The sequence below is a fragment of the Shewanella sp. 125m-7 genome (genome assembly GCF_052977045.1).
The window spans coordinates 1-24320 of sequence record NZ_JBRILQ010000013.1; the positions used below are offsets into that span (position 1 = coordinate 1).

Here is a 24320-nt window from a genome sequence, read left to right on the forward strand (position 1 = left end):
AAGAAAGTGTCTTAATTACAAGACACCTTTTGAAACCTATACTGAAATGAGTGGTGCACTTCTACTTTGAATAAGGGTACTTTTCACTTTTAGGTTTCAAGAGGTGGTAAATGATCGACTCACACTTTTTGTGTGGGAGCTAAAGGCGACAAAAAATACGAATTGATATAGGGTTGAGCTATAAAATGGTGGGGTTTATACGAAGAGAATCAGCTCATAGAGTAACTCTATAAACTAAATGAACCGGTTGCTTGAATGGCTTAGCTTGTCTGAAGATACTCGCAGCAATGTGCGAAGTGTCGTCGTCGCTTTTCTAGATGTTCACAGTAGTGAGTTAACTCCTGCAGAGTACCTACAGGCCCATGAAACAGTTTGCCAAATTCAGAAGTGATTTTTATCCAGTTAGCACTTGGAATATTAAGCCTACTCAGTATGTTTTCTGCATTAGCAGAAATGGTTCCTCGTTTGTCATCCCGAATGATTCGACCCGTTTCATCAACAAGCGTTAGATAATCTTCAAGGGAGAAGTTAATGCCTTTTGGTTGCTGCTTTCTCTCATTACCAATAAAGGGCAATAACTTGGCAGGCTGCTTACCTTTGAGTGCTGCGTTTACTCTTAGTTGTAAGCTGGTGTAGTCTGATTTTTCAGGTGTCTTAGCCACCTTGGCGCGTATAGGATTAAGCTCAACATAAGCCATACAGGCGAGCACTGCAGCTTCGTCGAGTAATGCTTGGCTTTTAAATCGCCCTTCCCAGAAATGTCCTGTGCAGTTGTCTTCAAAATTGGCTTGCCTTGCAATAGGTTCATTTAAACACCTCATAAACCAACTGATATCACTAAGGCGTGAGCGGTATGTCGCAATGAGGTGTTTTAACACTGCAACCATGCACTCTTCAATTACGTCACCTTTAGCAAATTTTTGCGTTAATTCAGTACCATTAAAAAGCTTATGCCACTGCTCAACGACTTCTCTATCTGACCAAGAGTTAACTGTTTCGAGGTCAATATAAAGTACCACATGAAGATGATTACTCATCACTGCATACGCCGCGACATCAATTGCAAAGACCTCTGTTAATTTCAGTATCTGCGCTTCAACCCAACCACGGCGGTGGTCATAGTTCTTGCCCGTATATTTATCGTCACCGCACAGGTAAGCACGCCGAACGACACGGCTACAGCAATGATAATAAGGCGTATCTTCTAGGCTAATTAACGTACTTCTGGCGCGGGGCATATCAACCTCCTACTTCAGCATTAACTAATCTTAGTAAGAGGTATCAAATCCTGCTATTTAATCTGGGTGTCCTAAATTAAAGGGGATCTAAAATGGGCTAATGCTCTTTATTATTGCTCTAACTGCTAACATGCACAGCCTATAAATTAGGTTTGTACTCAAACCCTGCTTGTGCTTCGCTGTCACTAAAGCTACTGATTTTCTGCTTACGCACTAACATGCTGTTGATGAGTGATCCTGGGAACATCTCAATAGCATTATTAAAGTCTTCAACGTTAGCGTTGAATATACGAATTGCGGCGCCAATTTGTTCTTGCTGCTCGCTGATCTCTGCCATCAACTTCATGTACACATCTGAGGCTTTAAGCTCTGGGTAAGCTTCAACAGTCACTTTAAGGCCTTGCATTAAGTCTTGGGTGCGCTGCTCTGCGGCGGCAAGCTTTGCGGTGTCGACACCTGAACTCATTTCTGCAATCGCGCTGCGTAGCTCGGTGACTTTGGTTAATACTTCAGACTCATGCAGTTTGTATTGCTCGACTAACTGCTCAACCATAGGAATGATCTTATTCTTCTGGCGCTCTTGAGTCAGTACCGACGCCCATGCGCGGTCTACCGCATTATGTTTACCAATAATGCCGTTGTACACCATGATAATGGCAACAATGACCACTGCTACAATCACTAACCCGATAACTGAGATATCCATTTAGGTTTTCCTTTTCTATATTTTGATTAACTTGCTGATTCTTTATTTTAATTAGCTTTCAAACTTGCTTTTAAAAAATGAGATTTCAAATGCGTTTTCTGACTCACTTCTCTTAAGCGTTCAGTCTTTTATCATTTCAAAATGAACTACGCGCTGGCCTTAAAGTTATTGTCGCTAAAGCGCATCATTTCATGGACTAATTCGAGCATTTGCTTCATTTGCTTTAACTCGGTATGGCCTGCTAACTCTTCTGCGAAGGCTTTGGGATTATCTAAACCGTTTACTCGTTTAATCGCTAACAGGTCATCACTCACCGCTAAACACAGCCTTCCTTGTTGGCCGAATTCTAATACTGGTTTTTTTAACTGTTTAGCAAATACAGTGAGCTTTTCTTCAACCGCAGGCGACAGCAATCGTGCTGCGCTCATCAGCTCTTTAGCATGGACTCGATATTGGCGATTAAACTCATTAGAGGCACTTTTATAGCGCTCGCCTCGGCGCTTAATACCAAAGTCATTGCTAATACTCATGCCACTTGCAAAAGGAAAATCCAATAATACGCCATGGCGATAATAGCTATCTCTCACCGTTCGAGTGGTGCTTTTACCATTAGCGTCAGTGGTGGTTTCAGTGCGTTTTACAATGTAGTGAAAGCGATACAGCTGATAATCAAACTGGTGGAGTTCTCCTTGAAAAGTGCTCTTGTATAGACTTTGAATTTCTCGCAGATCATTCCCGCGATCAAACTCTTTAAAACTGGCTTCTAATTCTTTAGCCAGTTTTTTGCCCTCAAATGGCACTGCCTCAAGATTATTATTAAACAGCGCATCTTTTAAAAAGATGGTATCCGACAACTTATTGCGCCACTTCATGCGGCCTCTAAGCCACAGCAGCATAATTACGCCTATCACGCCATTATGGGCAGCAAAACCTGAGCTCGGATACCAGAACCCTAAAAACGAGGCTAAGGTATCGAAATACATATCCCAATACCAATGCGGCCATTGTGGGATGAGATTCAGCGCCGCGCCCACAGCAGCCATCAATGCCATACGTCCCCATTGTGGGCCGGGCATAGGTAAGCACTTACCCTTGTCTTCAAAATAGCGGGTTAATGTTGCTAAGCCCAACATTGGATACCAGATCACACTGTAGCCCAGTGCGCTTCTAAGAATGTGCATCACAAAATCAGGAACCACTAACCCCAACTCAAAAGCTATCGGCAATAAGGCGAAAAACAATGAAACTGCACAGAAAAAACGATACCAGTTATCTCGGTAATCTAATGGCCCTTGGTGATGCTCGACCCTATGCACTAATGCTATCAAGTCCTCTTGGCTTTTTGCGGCTTCAACATCGGTGCGGATAGCAGCAATATTGCGAGTCACTTGGGCGTTATAAGCCAGCATGAGCATTGAACTCCGTATCTTTTACTGGTGTTGTTTGTCCAACAGCTGTGAGTTTGGCGCTTGTATTGGCATCACGAACAACACTGCTATCACTGACAAAATTGTTATCAGATAGACGCATGAGCTCATGGATCGCTTCAAGCAGCTTTTGCACCCGCTTTAACTCGGTATGGCCGGCAATTTCCTTATAAAATTCATCCGGCTTTGCCAGTGAATGTTTACGCTTTTCAATAATCAGCTTACTGGTCGAGGCAATGCACAAACGACCATCAGGGGCGATCTCCACCATAGGCGAGATAAAGTTGCGGTTGAGATCGAGTAAGGTTTCTATCATTGCAGGGGTTAAAAAGCGTGCCGCGGTGAGTTTCTCACAGGCCTGTACTCGATAAATGTCATTAAAGGCATTTGACTCTGTTTGATACTTTTCTTGATAAACCGAGTCTTTAAGCTTTACCTCGTCTTCAGCATCTAGGCACAAACCGTTAGCGAACGGAAAATCGAGCAAGATGCCGTAACGATCGCGATCTTCATGCACGGTTTTGGTTTTATAGCCACCATTGCCATCTGAACTGGTTTGAGTGCGCTTTACCGTATATTGAAAGTGATAAAGCTTATAGTTAAAGCTGTGCTGCTCACCTTGATATTGCCCGGCAAACATCTGCTCTATATCACGCGTGCCACTGCCGCGACGAAACTCTGCAAACTGCTTTTCAAGTGCATCAAGTTTGTCTTCAGGTGCTGGCTTACTCTGTGTTAAGCCATTATTAAATAGCGCGTCACACAGGAATATTTTATCGGAAAGGTGTTTGCGCCAATTGGCGCGATAATCAAGCCATACCCAAGTGAGTGAGCTGGCGATAACCAGTATAAACCACAGCGAAAACTGATGGTCATCAACTTCTCCCACGCTAATCACATAGCCAAAACCATAGATCACAGCCCAATAGATTTTCGGCCATTCAGGTACATATATTGTCACCAGACCCATTGCTGCCACCAGCAGTGTAAAGTTAACTACCATAGGGACAGGCAGCCAGCCGCGCTCGTGGCAGAAACTGGCTAATAATGTACTCAGCGCGACAGGAAGCCAATAGCAAGAGTCATCAATCACTAACTTAGCTGCGGGATCAACTTGTTCATACCAGAGGCGCATAAATATCAAGACGATACACAAGACACAAGCGCTAACTAGTAACCACTTAACAGCGTGGGTGATCTTATCGCGGTAATCTAACGGCCCAGGATGGTGTTTAACTTGAGTGATAACCTCGAGCAGATCATCTTGAGAGATAGCGGCATCAACATCACTGCGTAACTTGGCAATGTGCTTAGCAACCATTTGGTTATGCTGCATTAAAATCCTTGTACAAACACAGGTTTACGATAAAAAACAAGGGACGAATTATGCAGAAAAAACACTAAAAATACAGCGATTTAAGTCACTAATTAAAAAGTAGCCCCTGAATGCTGATGTTATAAAATATAAAACGCTTTCTGGCAGGCTTGAAGGGTTGGTAAGGACTTACATTATTTTATTACTGGATAAAAATAACTACATAATAGAAATACATAAAAGTGACTTCATAAAAGTGACTTCATAAAAATAACGCATAAAAAAGGCCAACACTTTCACAGTGTTGGCCTACTTTATCTCTAGGAGCAATAGCGCTTAATCCCAAATGAACTCTCTGAAATGCTTACGGCATACAGACTCGTAGCTCTCGTTACCACCAATCGCTACCTGCTCACCTTCACGCATTGGCTTACCATTGCCATCCAAGCGCACAACCATATTGGCTTTGCGGCCGCAGTGACAAATGGTTTTAAGCTCAACCAGCTTGTCTGCCCATGCGAGTAGATAGTGGCTACCACTAAACAACTCACCCTGGAAGTCGGTTTTAAGACCATAGCAAAGCACGGGAATATCGAGAATGTCGACTACGTAGGTTAATTGCTTAACCTGCTCTTTGCTTAAGAACTGCGATTCATCAATCAAAATACAGTGCAACGTCTTTTCTGCATGACTGCTACTGATCATATCAGTGAGGTTATCATTGCTACCAAATACCTGCGCCTCGGTTTCAATACCTAAACGTGAAGCCACTTTACCCACGCCATATCGATCGTCTATTGACGCTGTCATCACTAAGGTATGCATGCCGCGTTCGCGGTAATTATAAGAAGACTGCAATAACGAAGTTGATTTACCCGCATTCATCGCTGAGTAATAGAAATATAGCTGCGCCAAACTAAGATCCTTAAAGGTGAATTCGCCGCTAGTTTATCACTATTTTCGATAAAAAATCATCTTAACAATATTGATTCAGTGAGTCGTGTCGCGAATAAAATAAGCCCTAACGTTCCCCGATAAAGCGCTCTACTTTTAAGCAACTTTAGCGGCTAATACTTACATTTCGCTTTAAACAGCTTGTTTTCACTACTTATTACATTTAAACGATGTAATAAGTAGCTACAGGCAACGAATCACTCACCGTTCCAATATGTGACAAACACAACAAAACTCACACAAAATCCTGCGCTGAAGCACAAAATCACTCAAATTAAGACACGTTTAATACGCAAATATTAGATTAGAAGCACAATTATAATAAAGGAAGTACAAATCTATGCATAAGACACTCGTTGCAGCGGCTATTACCGCAACCTTAGCCTTGAGCGCTTGCTCGACAACATCAACTCAAAATACCAATGCCGTGATGGTGCAAACTCAAAATCCATTCTTACAAGCAAGTCAGCTTCAGTATGAAGCACCGGACTTTAGTAACATAAATGATGAGCACTTTCAGCCTGCACTAGAGCTTGGGATCCGCGAGCATTACCAACAAGTGTTAGCCATTGCTAACAACCCCGAAGCTGCAACATTTGAAAATACCATCGTAACGCTTGAAAAAAGTGGTGAGCTACTGACCCGCACATCAAAGGTGTTCTACAACTTAGCCGGTACCGACAGCAACCCGACACTACGTAAGTTGCAAGGTGAAATGGCGCCAAAAATGGCCGCTCACTCAGATAACATTAATCTAAATCCTGCCCTATTTACTCGCATCGAAACACTTTATAACCAGCGCGAAAGCTTAGGATTATCAGCCGAAGAAAATCGCTTAGTTGAGGTTTACTATAAGCGCTTTGTTCGCGCAGGAGCCAAGCTTACTGAAAGCCAAAAACAGCAGATCCGCGTGCTCAATGAAGAGCAATCAACGCTAACCAATGAATTTGCTCAGCGCCTAATGCGCCTAACCAAAGAGATTGCGGTTGTAGTGGACTCAAAAGAGCAACTTGCAGGTTTATCAGACAGTGCCATTAAAGCTGCTGCAATCGATGCCGAGGCCAACGGCCATACAGGCAAATATCAACTTAACATCACCAATACCACGCGCCAGCCAGTACTGACTCAATTACAAGATAGAGAGCTACGTCAACAAGTTTGGCAAGCATCTGCTAACCGCGGTCTTGAGGGCGAGAATGAAACCGCCTCTTTGGTTGCCCGTTTAGCTCAACTACGTGCAGAACGTGCAGCGCTGCTTGGATTTGATAACTGGGCAGAATACCGCCTAGCACCACAGATGGCCAAGACACCTGAAGCGGTTTACAAGATGTTCGGCTCAATGGTGCCAGCCGTAGTTAAAAACACTCAAAAAGAAGCGGCCGATATTCAAGCCATGATCAACAAGACTGGTGGTGACTTTGAATTGGCACCTTGGGACTGGGCTTACTATGCCGAACTTGTACGCAAAGAAAAGTTCGATTTAGATGAAAGCGCAATCCGCCCTTACTTTGAGTTCGACCGAGTCTTAGAAGATGGCGTGTTCTTTACCTTAAAAGCGCTTTATGGCGTAACATTAACGCCGCGCCCTGACCTTCCTGTTTACCATGAAGATGTTAAAGCCTATGAGATGTTCGATGAAGATGGCAGCAGCTTAGCCATTTTCTACGCCGACTATTTCTCTCGTGAAGGTAAACGAGGCGGCGCTTGGATGAGCTCATTTGTGACTCAGTCTGAACTGCTTAACAGCAAGCCTGTAGTCGTTAACGTGATGAATATTAAGAAGGCACCAAAGGGTGAACCTACCTTTGTTAGCTACGATGAAGTAACGACTATGTTCCATGAAATGGGTCATGGTACTCACGGTATGTTCTCTAAAGTGGTTTATCCAACGCTCTCAGGAACTGCTGTATCACGAGACTTTGTTGAGTTTCCATCGACATTCGAAGAGGATTGGGCCGCGCATCCAAAAGTGCTTGCAAACTATGCTAAGCATTATGAAACGGGTGAGCCGATCCCACAGGAGTTACTCAACAAGCTACTTAAATCTCGCAGCTTTAATCAAGGCTTCGATACCTTAGAGTACATGTCAGCAGCGCTGGTTGATTTAGAGTGGCACTCACTTAACGCGAACGCACCACTACAAGATGTGGCCAGCTTTGAAGCGGCAGCGCTTAAGAAGCACGGCGTAGATTTACCCGCTGTGCCGCCACGCTATAAGTCGACTTACTTTGCTCACGCCTTCCCGGGTGGATACTCTGCAAGTTATTACGCTTACATGTGGAGTGAAATTTTAGCTGCTGATGCGTTTGCCTACGTGCAAACACAAGGTGGCTTAAGTCGTGAAATTGGCATGAAGTTCAGAAAGACGATTCGTGAAGTGGGCAACACTGTAGCACCTATGGATGCCTACAAAGCCTTTAGAGGTCAAGAGCCAACCACTGAGGCCCTACTAGAGCGACGAGGCTTAAACTAAGCGCTATTGCGCTACAGAGGTCATACGCTGCGGGCTAAATTGATTAGCCTAAAAACAAAAAATCCGCTCTAACTAGAGCGGATTTTTTTATGGTTCTAATTTATCGAGGTGAAGCTTGCGCGTACCTCAATAAGGGCTATTACCTTTATTGCTTACATTGAGAATCAGGCGAGCACGCCTTGATACGTAACACAATAATGCTAATGACAAACACTACGCTACAAGCAATTAAGCCCGCTGTAACTGATTCTGTAAAGCCAAGTACTAGGTAACCGACTAAGCTGATCCCCGCCACGATTAACGCGTAAGGAAGCTGCGTGATCACGTGGTCAATATGGTGACAGTTCGCCCCCGTTGACGACAAGATAGTGGTATCAGAGATAGGTGAACAATGGTCACCAAATACCGCACCCGCAAGGACGGCAGCAAGCATAGGCAACATCATACCTGTGTGGCTACCCATCGCCATATCAGCTGCGATTGGCAACATAATACCAAAGGTACCCCAGCTGGTGCCGGTTGAAAACGCCGTTAAACCAGCAAGAATGAATAGTACCGCTGGTAGCATAGCAAATGGGATATTACCGGTTGCTAAACTTGCCATGTACTTACCTGTTTCTAGCTGACCAATTACGCCGGCAATCGTCCAAGCAAACAACAGGATGTAGATAGCAGGCAGCATTGACTTAGCGCCTTCAAACAGACCTTTAGCAATCATCCACTTGTCTACGCGTTGATAAATCACTAGAGCAAGCGTTACTGCTAAACCAATTAAAGCACCAAAGAATAACGATGAGCCTACGTCTGTATTTTCAAATGCACCAATCAAGCTAAACTCTAAACCTTTAGCTGCTAACGCATCGCCGCCACTGCTGACCATGAAGTAGAAAGTGGCAAATACGAGTACCGTGATAGGCAGGAATAAGCCCATAATCTTGCCGGTATCGGCTTCAGGTAGTCCTGAGTTAGCGCCAGGCGGTAACCCTTTAGACGCATCGTATAGTTCGCCTTTTTGTGCTTTTAGCTCATGCTGGCGCATTGGGCCAATATCAAGTCCCATTAACGCAACACAAAGCAGCAGTAACAATGCGAAAATCGCGTAGAAGTTCATCGGGATCATCTGTACAAACACACTGAGATGCCCGGTGTCTGCAAACCCGTGAGCGGTCAAGATACCACCAATCAAGGCGATGATATAAGCACCCCAACTCGATACAGGTGAAATAACACAAATAGGCGCGGCAGTAGAATCAAGCAGGTAGGCTAACTTACTACGTGAAATGTAATACCTGTCGGTGAGTGGCCTTGCGACACTACCAACCACCAAGCTGTTGAAATAGTCATCGATGAACACCACGCAACCTAGGAACATAGTGAGTAGTTTTGCATCGCGCTTATTGCGGATATGGGTACGAGCCCAATCAGCAAAAGCTCTAGCTGAACCACTTACGGTGATAAGTGCTGTGATCATGCCAAGCACGACCAAGAATCCCAAAATATAAAGATTCCAGCTATTCAAAGCGCCATCGTCCCATACCAGACTTAACACTTTTTCGCTGAGGTATTGACCCGTTTGCATCGCAGAAAAATCGGTAAGCAGCAAAGCTCCCAACAGAATCCCGACACCTAAAGACAGCAAAACACGACGCGTTAACATCGCCAGTACAATTGCCACTACCGGAGGTAGCAGCGACAGAGCCGAATCGGCATAACTTATAATTGTCATTTTTAATTTCTTCGCTAAATACGAATGGAGGCCGACTGAACTGGTGGGATATAGCAGTAGATATCTGATTACACCTGTCCTATCAGTAGCGCTCCATAGCCATATTAATGGTCATCATTAATATAAATCTTCTTATCTTCCAGATAAGAAATACTATGGCAGTGCTGTCCCTATTTGGTCACAGCCCCAGCAACTAGCCCCGATATGCTATGTCACTTCGGCATCAAATCCTTTCTCGATAGATCAGCGGTATCACCCTACTTATCGATACTAATATTGAATGCACCTCTACTTCTCAGGACGCAATTTAAGGCTAGCTCAAAAAGCGTGACGGACATAAAAACATAAGCGGCTTTAGAGATGCTACTCTAAAGCCGCTTATCGTGACACAGATCACTAACAATACCAAATACGACTCAAAGTAATTAACAGTTTACAAACCTATTAAAAACAATTCAGCTTGGCATCGCTATAATCAGCCAGCCCTTACTTGTTTACAATTGCGCTAATAATTGCGGCACCGCTTCAAACAGATCGGCCTCAAGACCATAATCGGCCACTTGGAAAATTGGCGCTTCAGGATCTTTGTTGATAGCAACAATCACCTTGGAGTCTTTCATACCCGCCAGGTGCTGAATCGCACCAGAAATCCCCACAGCAATATACAAGTCAGGTGCAACAATCTTACCCGTTTGGCCCACTTGCAAATCGTTTGGTACGTAGCCCGCATCAACTGCAGCACGAGATGCGCCAAGTGCGCCGCCAAGTTTATCTGCGAGCTGCTCTAAAATAGCGAAGTTTTCACTATTACCTAGGGCGCGGCCACCAGATACTACAACCGATGCACTGCCCAAATCTGGACGCTCAGATTCAGTTAAGCTCTGAGTCACAAACTCCACTTGCGAGGCAATGTCTTGTGATAATGTCACGAGTTCTGCACTGCCGTCTGTTGCTACAGCATCAAAGGCACTAGAGCGCACTGTCATGACTTTCTTATCATCTAAGCTCTGTACAGTCGCTAGCGCGTTACCTGCGTAGATAGGGCGAACAAATGTGTCGCTGCTGACGACTTCAGTCACTTCCGACAGCTGAGATACATCCAAGAGCGCAGCCACACGCGGCAACACATCTTTACCAAAACTTGAAGCCGCTGCGAGTACATGTTCATAATCAGATGCGATGCTTAACATCAGGTCTGACACATTGTCAGCGAGGTGATTAGTGTATGACACTGAATCAGCAAGTAAGACATTTCGCACACCACTTAGCTTTTGTGCTTCGCTTGCCACGCCAGCACAGTTATGACCAACGACTAATACATCGATGTCACCACCAATTGCCTGGCCACAGGCAACGACTTTCGCGGTATCCAGTTTTAGGCTGGCGTTATCGTGTTCTGCTAATACTAAAATTGCCATTAGATCACCTTCGCTTCATTCTTTAACTTTTCAACCAACTCCTCAACAGAGGCAACCATGACTCCACCACTGCGCTGGGCAGGTGGCGTTATTTTAATAATTGTCTGGTGAGACTTAAGCGTGACGTCAAAATCTGCTGGCGTCAGCGACTCAAGCGGTTTGCGCTTGGCTTTCATGATGTTGGGTAGTTTGGCATAACGCGGCTCATTCAAACGAAGATCTGCGGTGATCACTGCTGGCAATGACAAGTTAACTGTCTGTAAGCCGCCATCAATTTCACGAGTCACGACAAGTTTATCGCCCTCTAGCTTAACTTCAGATGCAAACGTGGCTTGTGGCATTTTAGCGATAGCAGCAAGCATCTGCCCAGTTTGATTGTTATCACCGTCAATGGACTGCTTACCAAGAATAACCAACTCGGCTTGCTCTTTTTGTTGCACGGCATGAATAAGCTTCGCGATTGATAGCGGAACAAGATCTTCATCCGTTTCAATATGGATTGCGCGATCGGCTCCTAACGCGAGTGCCGTTCTTAACTGCTCTTGCGAAGCTTTAGGCCCAATACTTAATACGACAATTTCAGAGGCGCTTCCAGCTTCCTTTAAACGAACAGCTTCTTCAACGGCGATCTCACAAAAAGGGTTAATCGCCATTTTGAGGTTTGCGGTATCAACGCCAGTATTGTCAGCATTAACCCTGACTTTTACATTGGCATCGACGACACGTTTAACTGGCACCAATACTTTCATAGGGCTTCCTTCTTACGTCTCTTATAATGTACGGAATTAAGTAACCTAGTAGCAATATAATGCCCAGTTAAGGTTACTGAAATTAGAGATACTTTACGTGCTGTTAACGTTAACGTCAACCAGGTTTCAAACACCTGTTCATTCAAATTAACACTGCATAACATTTGCTTGAATTAAACAAGCATAAAACATTTATTAACTCGTAATAGTTGTTACATTATTCATAATAACTATGTTTCGATATAAATAATTCAAAAATAATATTTGATCCCTAGCTAAATAGTTTCTATTATTTAACTCAAATATTGCATTCTCCATCCCCATCTTAATTGGACATAAATAATTATGAGCGATTTTCTTGAAATATTGACCCATGGTCGTCGTTTTAAAGCAGCAGTTAAAGAGCTATCACTGAACGATTTAAAAGAGCTGTCTGTAAAGTTAGAAAAGATTATTGAAGAAAAATCTTCTCAACAAGCCGAAGAGCAAGAAGCGATGGCAGAGCGTAATGCCAAAATTGAAGAAATTCGTAAGCAAATGGAAGCTATCGGATTATCTGTAGATGATATCGGCGGTTTAGCCGTTAAAGCCGCGCCAAAGAAACGCGCTCCTCGTCCCGCTAAATATCAAATTGAAGTTGAAGGTGAAATGGTTCAATGGACTGGTCAGGGTCGTATGCCAACTGTATTTAAGAATCAGCTTGAACAAGGCCGCACTATGGAAGACTTCTTGATCTAACTTCAAGTCTACCAACTAAGAGCTCTGCTATTTGCGGGGCTTTTTTGTTTTTAAGTTAAAAATATTACATCAGTAGTTACAATTACTGCTTATTCATTGTTAATAAGTTAGGATATGCTCATCATTTTCCTGTTTATCTAACAATAATAAGTAGAATAATGCGTAAACATATAGTCCCTCATCGAATCGCTCTTCTTAGTTTGCTATGCTGTCAAACAGCAATTGCTAATGAACAACTTACCGATAATACCCCAAGGCTGACAGCATTAACTCATGCAGAACTAATGCTAGCTCCGGGTAAATCGTTAACGAATGCCACCTTATTGATTGAAAACAACAAAATTAAGGCAATTATCAAAAATAACGATATTCCTGAGGATGCTTTTGTTATTGATTTAACGGGACATACAATATATTCAGGCTTTATCGACCCCTTTACTGAATATGCGATTGAGTATGAAACAGAAGCCCAAGATAAATCAGGCCCTGTATATGAAATAAAACGTATTGGTGGTAATGCGAGTAATGGCGCAATACATTCACAAATGCAGTGGTTTAATTATGTTCACCCTAATAAAGAACAAGCAAAGGAATGGATCGATAACGGCTTCACCAGTGTTCAGTCTAGTTATTTAGATGGGATCTTTAGAGGACAAGGTGTCACCATATCGTTAGCTGATAAAAAAGCTAACGATGTTATTTATAATGCACAGACAAGTCAGTTTATGGCCTTTAACAAAGGTTCATCTGTTCAAGATTACCCACAATCGTTAATGGGTAGCATGGCATTAATAAGACAAACCTTCTCTGATGCAAAATGGTACAACCAAAATAGAAATAAAACGACTTCATCAAGTAAAGAATTAGAGTTTAATATTGCCTTAGAACGTTTAGGGGATCCGAAAAAACAACACTACATATTTGAGACTAAGAACCTTAATAACCAACTACGAGCAGCACAATTATTAAGCGAACATAAATTTAGCGGAAGCTTAATTGGTAATGGACACGAATATGCAAAACTTTCAGAATTAAAGTCCTATCCCTTTAGTCTCGTCTTACCCTTAAATTATCCTGCAGCCCCAGAAATAACTGACGGCGATAGCGAACGAGAAATTAGTCTTGCTCAATTAAGGCATTGGGAACGTGCGCCAAGTAATTTGGCTATGGTGGCAAATGCTGACATTCCCTTTGCATTAACTCAGCATGGAATAGATTCACAGAAATTTTGGCCAAGACTTAAGTTAGCTGTCGCTAGAGGTTTATCTGAAGAGGCTGCACTTGCGGCATTAACCACAGATGCAGCAGAAATATCGGGAATTGACCATTTGGCCGGAAAATTGGAACCCGGCTTTATGGCAGATCTGGTGATCACCGATGGTAATATTTTTGATGATGGCAACATTGTCAGCATATGGTTACAAGGCAAAGAGCAACAGCTCATCAATCGTGACCTAGCCTTACTTGATAACCCATATCAAATTCAAATCGGCGCGTTAACCTTCGATCTTAATATCAGTCAATCTCCGTCACTTAGCGGCACGTTGTCGAGCGGTGAGAATGATATCAGCCTTGCCAACCTTGATTATCAGTTAGGTCGCCTTACCTTTAGTGCAGACCTTTCTGAGGCGGGTATAACGGGGGTGAGCCGTTTCACTATTTGGCTAGATGCCCAAGGCTTAAGAGGCAGACTACTCGATGGTAATAATCAAACTATGCCATTTGGCGGCATAAAGCTTGAACCTATAGCCACAGTAAACAACAGCAACAATGGCGATATAGACAAAGTTGATATAGACAAAGTCGTGCTTATTTCTAACCAAACCTCACCGAATGTCGCTTATGGCTTAAGTCAGCAACCCGCACTTGATAGAGTCCATATTAAGAATGCCACGATTTGGACATCGACTAACAACGGCGTATTAGCGAATAACGATTTAATTATCGCCCGCGGAAAAATCCAAGAGATAGGTAAAAACCTTAGCACTCCTTCAGGGTATGCCAGCATTGATGCCACAGGTAAACATGTTACCGCAGGGATCATCGATGAGCACTCGCATATTGCGCTAAATGGCGGTACCAACGAAGGCTCCGATGCGATTACCTCAGAGGTACGTATCGGCGATGTGATCAATCCTGATGACATTGCCATCTATCGCGGCCTTGCTGGCGGTGTGACGACGGCGCAACTGCTTCATGGCAGTGCCAACCCTATTGGCGGCCAAGCGCAAATCATTCAACTCAAATGGGGCGACAGTGCTGAGGAGCTTAAATTTAAAGATGCCCCTGCGAGTATCAAATTTGCCTTAGGTGAAAACGTTAAGCAAAGTAACTGGGGAGATGCGTTTACCCATCGTTTCCCTCAGAGCCGTATTGGCGTTAAAGCGCTGTTTAGCGAGGCCTTTAATGAAGCTATTGCCTACCGAAAAGCACAAGTCGACTATAAGAAAATGCGCACTAGTGAACGTAGGCGCACAGTTGCACCGCCATATAACTATCGCTTAGAAGCGATTGCCGAGGTACTTGAACAAACGCGTAATATCCATATTCACTCTTATGTGCAATCTGAAATTCTGATGTTCCTGCGCCTTGCTGAAACTTATAACTTTAAGGTCAGTACCTTTACTCATATTCTTGAGGGTTACAAAGTGGCTGAAGAGATGGCAAAGCATGGCGCTCACGCCTCCACCTTCTCTGACTGGTGGGCATACAAATTTGAAGTTTATGATGCCATCCCACAGAACACCTGCCTAATGCAAGACAAAGGCGTGCTAACCAGCATCAACTCAGATGACTATGAGATGCAACGCAGGCTTAACCAAGAAGCAGCAAAATCAATGATGTATTGCGATATGTCGGCTGAAAATGCTTGGAAGATGATCACCATCAACCCCGCTATTCAACTCGGCATAGAAGACAAAGTCGGCTCATTGGTTGAAGGCAAACAAGCCGATATTGTGCTTTGGGATAATCCACCGCTGTCAGTTTATGCAAAAGTTGATTCAACTTGGATTAGCGGACGCCGCTACTTTGACCGTGAGCAAGACAAAATAGCCCAAATCGAAGTCGCTACAGAGCGTGCAGCGCTGATCCAAAAAGTACTGCTCAGTGATGATGCCCATAAACAAGGTGAGACCCCGATTGATTTAACGGAGCCTGAATGGCACTGCGATACTCATTTCAACGCATGGCAGCAAAGCGCAACAGGAGCACTGTAATCATGTTTAATAACTCGTTAACGCGCGCAGTCACCCTGCTAAGCCTACCTTTATGTTTTATGGCAAATGCCCACGACATGGTCCCTGCTAGCACTCAAAACCAAGCGATACTGTTTACTAACGCCACAGTACATACTGTGACAAATGGCGTCATGCTCGACAGCGACGTGCTGATTGCTGATGGAACAGTCATTGCCGTCGCGCAAGACCTAGATACACCTAAAGCACCTGCTACCGCTTTGACAACACAGGCAAAAAACGATTACAGCGAGCTACTTACTAACGCTCAAGTTATCGATGCAACCGGAAAACACCTCTACCCAGGTTTAATTGCACTCGATACCAGCATGGGGCTAATTGAAGTCGAAATGATGCGCCCAAGTAATGATGCCTATGAAGTGGGTTATATCAATCCACAGTTAGAAGCGATTACTGCATTTAATCCGGATTCAGAGATTATCCCCACGGTGCGAGTTAACGGGATCACCCACGCCCAAGTTGTGCCTCAAGGCGATGGTTTAGCAGGGCAATCGGCATTAGTGTCAATGGACAGCTGGACAATTGAAGATGCCTTAGTTGAGTCTAATAAGCAGTTTCATCTTTACTGGCCACATGTGCGATGGTTATCAAAAGATGCCGATAAGCGCAAAGAGCAGTTAACAGATTTAAAACGTAGAATCGATAAAGTCTACAGCGCATTTTCAGATGGAAAGCGATATCAACTCGCAGATAAAGCTGGCAAGATCAATAAAATAGATCTGCGCTGGCAGGCGCTTACCCCCTTATACGAAGGCAAGGCGCAACTGTTTATTCATGCACAATCACAAAAGCACATTGAAGAAGCCATTGCCTTGGCTAAGCAGTATGGCTTTAAAATCGTGATTGTGGGCGGCTATGATGCGTGGCGAGTCGCCGACGCTCTAGCTGAAGTGAATGCGAAGGTGATTTACAATCAAACCTTAGCACTACCTAAACGTAATGATGAGCCTATCGATCTCGCATTTAAGATCCCCGCGCTACTTAAACAAGCCCAAATCCCCTTTGCTCTTGGTTTTTCATCAGACTGGAATAGCAGAAATTTACCTTTCGCTGCTGGTCAAACCGTCGCTTACGGTTTAACCAAAGAAGACGCCCTTAAAAGTATCACTTTAGATGCCGCAAAAGTGCTAGAGATTGATGATATGGGGGCTATCGCTCCAGGCTTTAAAGCCAATATCATCTTAGCAACGGGTGATATTTTGGACCCTATGCAAGCAGGTATTGAGTCTGTCTATATTGATGGCCGTAAAATTGATCTTAATAATCGTCATCAACAGCTTTATCAAAAGTATCTAAAGCGCTAGAATTTCAAACTTATAGCGCGACTTAAGATTAATCGTGAAAAAGTGCTCTTTATGAGCACTTTTTTATTAATAGCTTGAGTGAGTGCAACGGCATTTCAACCTCAATAATAAAACAGGCCCGCCACCATGAAATATTTATTACCATCAGCTTTTATCCTTTTGCTTAGCGGTTGCGCCGGTGAATACACCTTTAACAGCAATTTGGACAGCGATGCGATTAATGACTACTTTAAAGCGTCGGACGTGACGGTTTATGAAGGAACATTGCAACCTGTAGGTCCCTTTGAGATAAAAGGATTAGTAGAAGGTGAAACCTGCCAAGTATCAGAAAACGATGCACCAGCCTCAATCGTTGAAGCCCGTACGCTTGCGCGCCGCGCTGCAGCAGACAAACAAGCCAATGGCTTAGTGATAAAAAACTGCTTGTTAATTGAAGAAGCTAACCTAAATTGTGTTAGTCGTGCAATTTGCGTCGGCCAAGCAATCGCCACCAAAAGTGACCCACAATAATCTTATTTACCCATTTTAGAAGTAACCTTAATGTCTTTTACCAGCCAGATCCAAGCCGTGGCCTATTGCCGCACTCCCTATAAACAAAAATTTGGCATACCTAGGCAGCCAGGTTTAGTGAGTGCCGCCCGCGGTTTTGTTGAATTAGCGCCGCCTTTTAATCAAATTGATGCCGTTAGAGGATTAGAACAATACTCACATTTGTGGCTGCTGTTTTGTTTTCATGAAAACCTTGCTGCCGGCTGGAAGACAACCGTTCGCCCACCAAGGCTCGGTGGTAACGAAAAGCTCGGCGTATTTGCGACCCGATCAACCTTTAGGCCCAACGGTATTGGTCAGTCAGTGGTTAAGCTGCACGCTGTGCATACCCATAACGGCAAAGTAAGCCTTGAGATCTCAGGCATGGACTTGCTTGATGGCACACCGATTATTGATATTAAGCCCTATATTCCATTTTCAGATTCAATCGAAAATGCCCAAGGCGGCATAGCCCAAGATGCCCCTGTTTTAGCTAATGTATGCTTTAGCGAGCAGGCATTGGAACACCTTGAGCAATATCAACAAAACCCTGCGTATCCGCGCCTACGTGAGCTTATTGAAGGTGTTTTAGCGCAAGACCCTCGCCCAGCTTATAAAAAAGCCAAGGCCGACCCCAAATTATATCAAGTTGCATTATATGACTTAGATATCTTGTGGAAAATAACGGACGCCGGTATTGAGGTTTACGAGTTAAGAGCCTCACACGTTGGCAAAACTCAACAAGCTTCAACTCAAGACTAGATAGCCATATGAATCCGCCACCAGCAGCACAACATAAGCCTGATTATCAAACTCAGCATAAAAAGCGTCTGTCTTATATGCCATGGCTTTATTTCTCATTAAAAGAGAAGCACCTCCAGTGGGCCAAACCTTGGCAAGAGGAGGTGCAAGCCCACTTTTGTGCAGTTGAAACCGTCTCTATTGGCGAGCGCTGTTTCATTGCGCCCGAAGCAAACCTGTTTGCAGAGCCAGGCCGTAATATCACCATAGGCGATCAGTGCATGATTGCCGCCGACAGCTTTTTACACGGCCCTATCACGCTAGGTAATGAAGTCGCCATTAATCACGGCTGTTCACTCGATGGTGGCCGCCATGGCATTACCATTGGTCATCAAACCCGTATTGCCAATAATGTCACCATTTACGCCTTTAATCACGGCATGGCGCCCGATATGCCTATCTATCAACAGCCATCTAACTCTAAAGGCGTGGTGATAGGTGAAGACGTGTGGATTGGCGCGCAAGTAGGCATAGTTGATGGTGTCACTATTGGCAACCATGCGGTAATAGGCATGGGCGCCATCGTTACCAAAGATGTGGCCGACTATGCCATCGTGGCGGGTAATCCAGCCCGAGTGATAGGCGATAGGCGCGATAAGCGCTAGCCGTTTCAGTGCACCTCCAACATAAAAACTAGCCTACAGGGCTTTGACTTCCTGCTGAGCAATCACTTATTTAATGTGGTTGGAATTAATATCATCCCTTGAAAATGATTCCCCTCATCACGAAACATATTTTGGCCCTGTGTATAAAGCACATTTGAGCTGTGATATTTAACCACCTATATTTATTGAGTAACCATGTAAATAGGAGGATGCGATGCGTACTCGAGATATTTTGTGCCCGATAGACTTTTCAGAAACGGCTAATCACGCACTAGGATATGCCGTCGAAATGGCAAACTTATATAGCGTAAATATTCAGTTATTAAATGTAATAGGCCTACCTTATATCGCACCCGATTTCGGCATTGTGATAAACAGCCCCGCAGAGCAACTCCTAGACCTTGAACCCTATGCCAACGATAAGATGAAACAGATAGTGGCTGAAGTACGTGAAATGCTCCCAAAAGGCTTGAGGGTAAATAGCAAAATCCGCACGGGGGATGTAGTTAAGCAAATTTTAGCGGAAGCTGAAGCACAAAGAGTCGGAATGATAGTCATCGCCAGCCACGGCTATACGGGGTTATCTCACCTATTAAACGCCAACGTCGCTGAAACTATTGCAAATCAGGCTAAATGCCCTGTTCTGGTCGTTAAATAGTAGCACTCAATATTAATCGCTAGGCTATTCGTTATACCTCTGCAGTTCTGTGATGCCAATCAGTATATGAAGTTGATCGACTCAGAGCGTTTTTTGACACTCTAATTCAAGGCGAATAGATGAGATAATGATTGTGCCCTACAGGACCTATTTAGCGCAGAAGTAGGCAGCCAAAAACACTCCTTCAGTATCGGTTTACACTTTTTACAACCACAAATACTCTTGAACTCCATTGAGAAAAAACGCGCATAAACGAGCCGCAATACACGGCGTGGCGACGCTAACCCAGTCGTCATAGGTATAAAACAGTCACCTCTAAAACCGTTTGCAATTATGTAATTATGGAGGATTGTCCAGCTAAAAACCTGGGGATATGCAAAGTAACACCTAATGCTTGCGCACCGCGCTGGCTGCGTTGCTCTGCGTTGCTCCGCGTTACGCGCGCGCTTTTAAACTAATTTTGTCATTTTCTTGAATAAATTCAATTTAAAACGGTGGTATTGCAATAATTGTTCTATCTTCAATAGTAATAATGTAAGCCCTTGACCAATTGAGAGTTATAACTATGTCACCCCGTACTCAAAATCCAGTTAACTGCAATTGCATAAAATTTATCCTTGAAAGATATCCAATATCTCAAATCTAAGTTTTCCGCACTTTACTAATTTAATAAATATATAAGATGTGTACTAACCTGGGAGTCCATTTAATGAAACAACAAAATGCGCCAACAAGTACAGCTAGGCATATGAGCCTATTTGGATTTTTTGCTCTAACCGCCACCATGGTTATGACCGTATATGAATACCCGACCTTTGCTTCATCGGGCATATCATTGGTTTTCTATTTGGTTGTCGCGGGTGTCTTTTGGTTTTTACCTGTCGCTTTATGCGCTGCAGAAATGGCAACAGTTGAAGGTTGGGACAAAGGGGGGGTATTCACTTGGTCTGGACATGCATTAGGAGAACGATGGGGCTTTGCTAATATCTTTTTCCAATGGTTCCAAATCACCGTTGGTTTTGTCACCATGATTTATTTCATTTTAGGCGCGCTGTCCTATGTATTTGACTGGGCTGCACTCAATGATAATAGTACGGTAAAATTTATCGGAGTAATGGTTATTTTTTGGGGACTCACTTTATCTCAATTAGGCGGAACCAAGTACACCGCAATGATCTCCAAAGTCGGTTTTGTGCTTGGTATTCTCATTCCAGCCTGTATCCTATTTAGTCTCTCGATTGCCTTTTTTGTGACTGGTGGTATCAGTGATATGCCGATTACCACTGAAGCCTTATTACCAGACTTCACCCAACTGAATACCTTGGTTGTATTTGTATCATTTATCCTTGCCTATGCCGGTATTGAGGCATCGGCGACCCACGCCAACGAAATGAAAAACGTAAAAAGAGATTACCCTATCGCTATTATCATGCTGGTGATATTAGCCATTGTGCTAAATGCCATCGGTGGCGTTGCGATTGGTGCGGTAGTGCCAGAGAAAGAACTTGGGCTGTCAATTGGAGTAATCCAAGGATTCGAAGGGTTATTTCACTATTTCACTCATGATATGGATTGGGCTATTCGAGTGATTGCGGTGTTAATTGCACTTGGCGTAGTCGCTGAAGTATCGGCCTGGGTCGTTGGCCCATCATGGGGGATGTTGGAAGCCGGTAAAAAAGGCTTACTCCCCGCTAAACTCTCTGCCACAAATGCTGAAGGCGTGCCTGTAAACTTTTTACTTCTACAAGGTGCGATTGTTTCAATATGGGCGGCGGTACTGACATTTGGTGGGGGTGGCGCTAACGTTTCCTTCTTTACCGCAATATCGCTAACGGTAGTGATATACGTTGTCGGCTATATTATTTTTTTCCTCGCCTATATCAAGATCGTACTCAGCTATTCAGATTTGCCTCGCGCTTTTGAAATCCCAGGAGGAAAAGGAGTTAAGATATTTGTCGCTTTAAGTGGATTAGTTATTTCGATATTGGCACTGGCTATTTCATTTGTGCCCCCAGCACAAGTTGGTGGAGGAGCTGCTGCAACTGAGTATATGACAATCCTCGTTGTGAGCTTTGCGATTACCCTTGTTTTGCCATTTTGGATATACCACGTAATGCGTAAAAATAATCCATTGCCACCAGGCGTAAAAATGCTTGATGACAACGAAACCTCAAGCTAATAGCAATGGTTGAGGATAGAGAACAGAGATCTCTATCCTCTATAGAACCCATATACCCCATATACCCCATATAACCTCGTTATCTTAAAAAGCCACTAACTTTTAGTGGCTTTCTTTTATCGATATACCGTTAAAGCTAAACCAGAACCTAAGCCCAGGTTTGTAATCCTATTATGCCAAACCAAGCTAAATAACTGACCACCAACAAGTGTGTACAAGAGGCAATGGTGCAATACCAGTAGTTCACCTTATTCATCTCACTCGCCTTCGCTTTTATGGCCACATAACAACCTAAAAACGTAAAGATTAACAAGGCTATACTTGATAGCATTAAGCCTATGGACACATAGGTTATGTTACCCAATAACCTAAAAGGGTCGACACCACCAAGTTGGAACATCAACACAAAACATAAGACCGACAATGTTGCGAGTAAAGGCCATACTCGGATCATTAATGCATTACCTTTAATGTCGGCGCCCATAATGATACGCACTCCCCACACCAATAAATACAGCAGGCCTGTCACGTTGATAATCAACCAGAGGGCTAATATTGTAAACTGGCCAAAGACTATCACCGCACTGACGGAGCGATATACCGATGAGTCAGAATGAAAAACGGGCCCTACCAATGGATCTTCAACAAATGATAGGTTCATTTCACCGGTTTCGGCTGACTGAAACAATGTCTCAGAAACTGGAAAATATTCCTTAGGTACACCACCTAATAAATTTGTTCGAATGAGTTTTCCACCTTTAAATGTAAATTGGTAGATATTCAATACCCGCTCAAGAAACTCGGTCATCGCCATGCGTGAATTAATTGGATAATAATATCCTTGCAACGCTTTCATTGAGTCAGTCACAGCTTGTGTGGCTGTGATACTTTTTTCTGTAAGCTCTTTAGTTTCAAATTCACGGATGAGCTCAGTAATTTTCTTTACCGACTGCGCGTCATCAGAGTTAATCATCACAACATGACCCACGCCCGCCTCGGGTAAATATTCAAGCTTGGTTATTCCGCCGCTAACCCCACCGTCATGACCTTGGTAGATCCATTGTTTATAAGGGGTTGAGTAATTGCTAAGTCCGTAACCCGCCGTTTGACCAGCTTGTGCCGCGGGTGTTGACTTAACTTGCTCCATGCGCGCAAATGAAGCTTCAGAAATCAATGGCAGCTCGACTGCACGCCCTCTATTCACCAGAAAAGACAGAAACTTTGCCATATCATTAGCCGACGCATTTATTGAGCCCGATGGCCGCATAATAATGTGCCAATATGCCTCTTCTTTCCCCTTAGAATAAAGTGTCGCACCTTTGGCTTTAACATCATCAGACTGGAAATAGCTCATGGTCTCCATCCCCATAGGAATGAAAAAGTTGTCGGCAACGTAATCTTCAAATACTTGCCCAGTGACCTTTTCGACGATATACGCAGCAACAGGAGGTCCGGCATTGCAGTAAGCCATTCTACTACCAGGTTTCCAACGTGAAACACGAGAATGAGGATGATAATCTAGACCTTGTTTGAGCGTTGCTGGTGAAGGGTCATTATGGGCATACTCAACGATATGAATATCATCCCAGCCAGTGGTGTGCTCCAAAAGGTGAACAATACGAATAGGGTCTGACGCTTCCCACTGATTGGTATAGGCTATTTCTGGTGCAAGATCGGCGAGTTTATCGTCAAGAGATAACTTGCCCTGCTCCACAAGTTTCAATATAGATAAAGAAACAAACATTTTAGAGGTCGAGCCAATCCGGAACAGGGTTTGACTATCGGCAGGTTGGTTATTGGCGATATTAGCCAAGCCTATTGCCTCAATCCAAACCGGCCCCTCTTGGTTAACCATCGCAATCGCAACGGCAGGCAGATTCTCTGTTTCAACAATGTCGACAATCGCGGCTTTGAGTGCTTCTAAAGTCATTGTTGATGACAGCTTAGCCTCATCCGTCGATGCTAACGGTTGCTCTGCAAAAAGCCAACTTGACCACAGCAGGCCAAATAACACACATAAAAATCGCTTCATTTCTAATCCTTTAAATGAGCCAATTTAGCTAATATGACAACATCCTTGATATGAACCTCTCGACCAAAAGACCTACATCAGCTTTATTCTTTTAAGTTAAAATATTAATTTAAAAACATATAGATAGTTACACATAACAAAACACTAATCTACCTAAGGACTTCACGCGAGATTGAGGAGAAGATAAATAATAGGGAAGGTAAACAGCTAGC

The 24320-nt window shown here is 43.7% G+C and carries 18 protein-coding genes and 1 riboswitch; of the genes, 9 read left to right on the forward strand and 9 right to left on the reverse strand.

Translation table 11 applies throughout. The features are described from left to right. Positions 1-260 precede the first annotated feature (260 nt). From ACVBIL_RS08245 to ACVBIL_RS08265, 5 genes are all read right to left on the reverse strand, one after another. Positions 261-1238 carry a transposase gene (locus ACVBIL_RS08245; protein ID WP_447166499.1) on the reverse strand — a complete coding sequence of 326 codons (978 nt, stop codon included), beginning with the start codon at positions 1236-1238 and terminating at the stop codon, positions 261-263. A 139-nt stretch (positions 1239-1377) separates the two neighbouring features. Continuing rightward, positions 1378-1944, reverse strand: coding sequence for a LemA family protein (locus ACVBIL_RS08250; protein WP_447166500.1), 567 nt, complete (start codon positions 1942-1944; stop codon positions 1378-1380). Positions 1945-2090: 146 nt separating this feature from the next. Further along, entirely contained in the window at positions 2091-3353 is a 1263-nt protein-coding gene (locus ACVBIL_RS08255) for a DUF3137 domain-containing protein (protein ID WP_447166501.1), read from the reverse strand. Beyond that, positions 3340-4707 (reverse strand): DUF3137 domain-containing protein, encoded by a 1368-nt coding sequence (locus ACVBIL_RS08260; protein ID WP_447166502.1) that lies wholly within the window; start codon positions 4705-4707, stop codon positions 3340-3342. Before ACVBIL_RS08260 ends, ACVBIL_RS08255 begins: the two co-directional genes overlap by 14 nt. Positions 4708-5022: 315 nt before the next feature. Next, on the reverse strand, positions 5023-5601 hold the full coding sequence (locus ACVBIL_RS08265) for a thymidine kinase (protein ID WP_447166503.1): 579 nt from the start codon (positions 5599-5601) through the stop codon (positions 5023-5025). Between the two features lie 379 nt (positions 5602-5980). Here ACVBIL_RS08265 and ACVBIL_RS08270 point away from each other — a divergent pair, with 379 nt between their 5' ends. Beyond that, entirely contained in the window at positions 5981-8113 is a 2133-nt protein-coding gene (locus tag ACVBIL_RS08270) for a M3 family metallopeptidase (RefSeq protein ID WP_447166504.1), read from the forward strand. Between the two features lie 145 nt (positions 8114-8258). Here the strand turns inward: ACVBIL_RS08270 and ACVBIL_RS08275 are convergent, their stop codons facing one another. The 3 genes from ACVBIL_RS08275 to ACVBIL_RS08285 all read right to left on the reverse strand — a co-directional run bounded on the left by ACVBIL_RS08275 (position 8259) and on the right by ACVBIL_RS08285 (position 12006). Further along, positions 8259-9839: a Na+/H+ antiporter NhaC family protein gene (locus ACVBIL_RS08275; protein ID WP_447166505.1), complete on the reverse strand. Its 1581-nt coding sequence runs from the start codon at positions 9837-9839 to the stop codon at positions 8259-8261. Between the two features lie 78 nt (positions 9840-9917). Next, positions 9918-10138, reverse strand: a riboswitch (Lysine riboswitch). A gap of 195 nt (positions 10139-10333) precedes the next feature. Then, positions 10334-11257 (reverse strand): electron transfer flavoprotein subunit alpha/FixB family protein, encoded by a 924-nt coding sequence (locus tag ACVBIL_RS08280; protein WP_447166506.1) that lies wholly within the window; start codon positions 11255-11257, stop codon positions 10334-10336. Beyond that, complete coding sequence (locus ACVBIL_RS08285; protein WP_447166507.1) at positions 11257-12006, reverse strand: electron transfer flavoprotein subunit beta/FixA family protein; 750 nt, start codon at positions 12004-12006, stop codon at positions 11257-11259. Before ACVBIL_RS08285 ends, ACVBIL_RS08280 begins: the two co-directional genes overlap by 1 nt. A gap of 345 nt (positions 12007-12351) precedes the next feature. Between ACVBIL_RS08285 and ACVBIL_RS08290 the strand changes: the two genes are divergently transcribed. The 8 genes from ACVBIL_RS08290 to ACVBIL_RS08325 all read left to right on the forward strand — a co-directional run bounded on the left by ACVBIL_RS08290 (position 12352) and on the right by ACVBIL_RS08325 (position 22076). Beyond that, positions 12352-12744 (forward strand): H-NS histone family protein, encoded by a 393-nt coding sequence (locus tag ACVBIL_RS08290; RefSeq protein WP_447166508.1) that lies wholly within the window; start codon positions 12352-12354, stop codon positions 12742-12744. Between the two features lie 158 nt (positions 12745-12902). Then, complete coding sequence (locus ACVBIL_RS08295) at positions 12903-15962, forward strand: amidohydrolase family protein (RefSeq protein ID WP_447166509.1); 3060 nt, start codon at positions 12903-12905, stop codon at positions 15960-15962. 2 nt (positions 15963-15964) lie between these two features. Continuing rightward, positions 15965-17305 carry an amidohydrolase family protein gene (locus tag ACVBIL_RS08300; protein ID WP_447166510.1) on the forward strand — a complete coding sequence of 447 codons (1341 nt, stop codon included), beginning with the start codon at positions 15965-15967 and terminating at the stop codon, positions 17303-17305. Between the two features lie 126 nt (positions 17306-17431). Then, the gene (gene rcsF / locus ACVBIL_RS08305) at positions 17432-17815 is read left to right on the forward strand and encodes an Rcs stress response system protein RcsF (RefSeq protein ID WP_447166511.1); all 384 of its coding nucleotides are present in this window, start codon (positions 17432-17434) and stop codon (positions 17813-17815) included. 30 nt (positions 17816-17845) lie between these two features. After that, a complete protein-coding gene (gene tsaA / locus ACVBIL_RS08310; protein WP_447166512.1) occupies positions 17846-18595 on the forward strand; it encodes a tRNA (N6-threonylcarbamoyladenosine(37)-N6)-methyltransferase TrmO in 750 nt (249 codons plus the stop codon). A gap of 8 nt (positions 18596-18603) precedes the next feature. After that, entirely contained in the window at positions 18604-19239 is a 636-nt protein-coding gene (locus ACVBIL_RS08315; protein ID WP_447166513.1) for an acyltransferase, read from the forward strand. Between the two features lie 214 nt (positions 19240-19453). Beyond that, positions 19454-19897 (forward strand): universal stress protein, encoded by a 444-nt coding sequence (locus tag ACVBIL_RS08320; RefSeq protein ID WP_447166514.1) that lies wholly within the window; start codon positions 19454-19456, stop codon positions 19895-19897. 709 nt (positions 19898-20606) lie between these two features. After that, complete coding sequence (locus tag ACVBIL_RS08325; protein ID WP_447166515.1) at positions 20607-22076, forward strand: amino acid permease; 1470 nt, start codon at positions 20607-20609, stop codon at positions 22074-22076. Between the two features lie 148 nt (positions 22077-22224). On the opposite strand, the gene ACVBIL_RS08330 is transcribed toward ACVBIL_RS08325, so the two are convergent. Then, entirely contained in the window at positions 22225-24108 is a 1884-nt protein-coding gene (locus tag ACVBIL_RS08330; protein ID WP_447166516.1) for a serine hydrolase domain-containing protein, read from the reverse strand. Between the last annotated feature and the right edge of the window lie 212 nt (positions 24109-24320).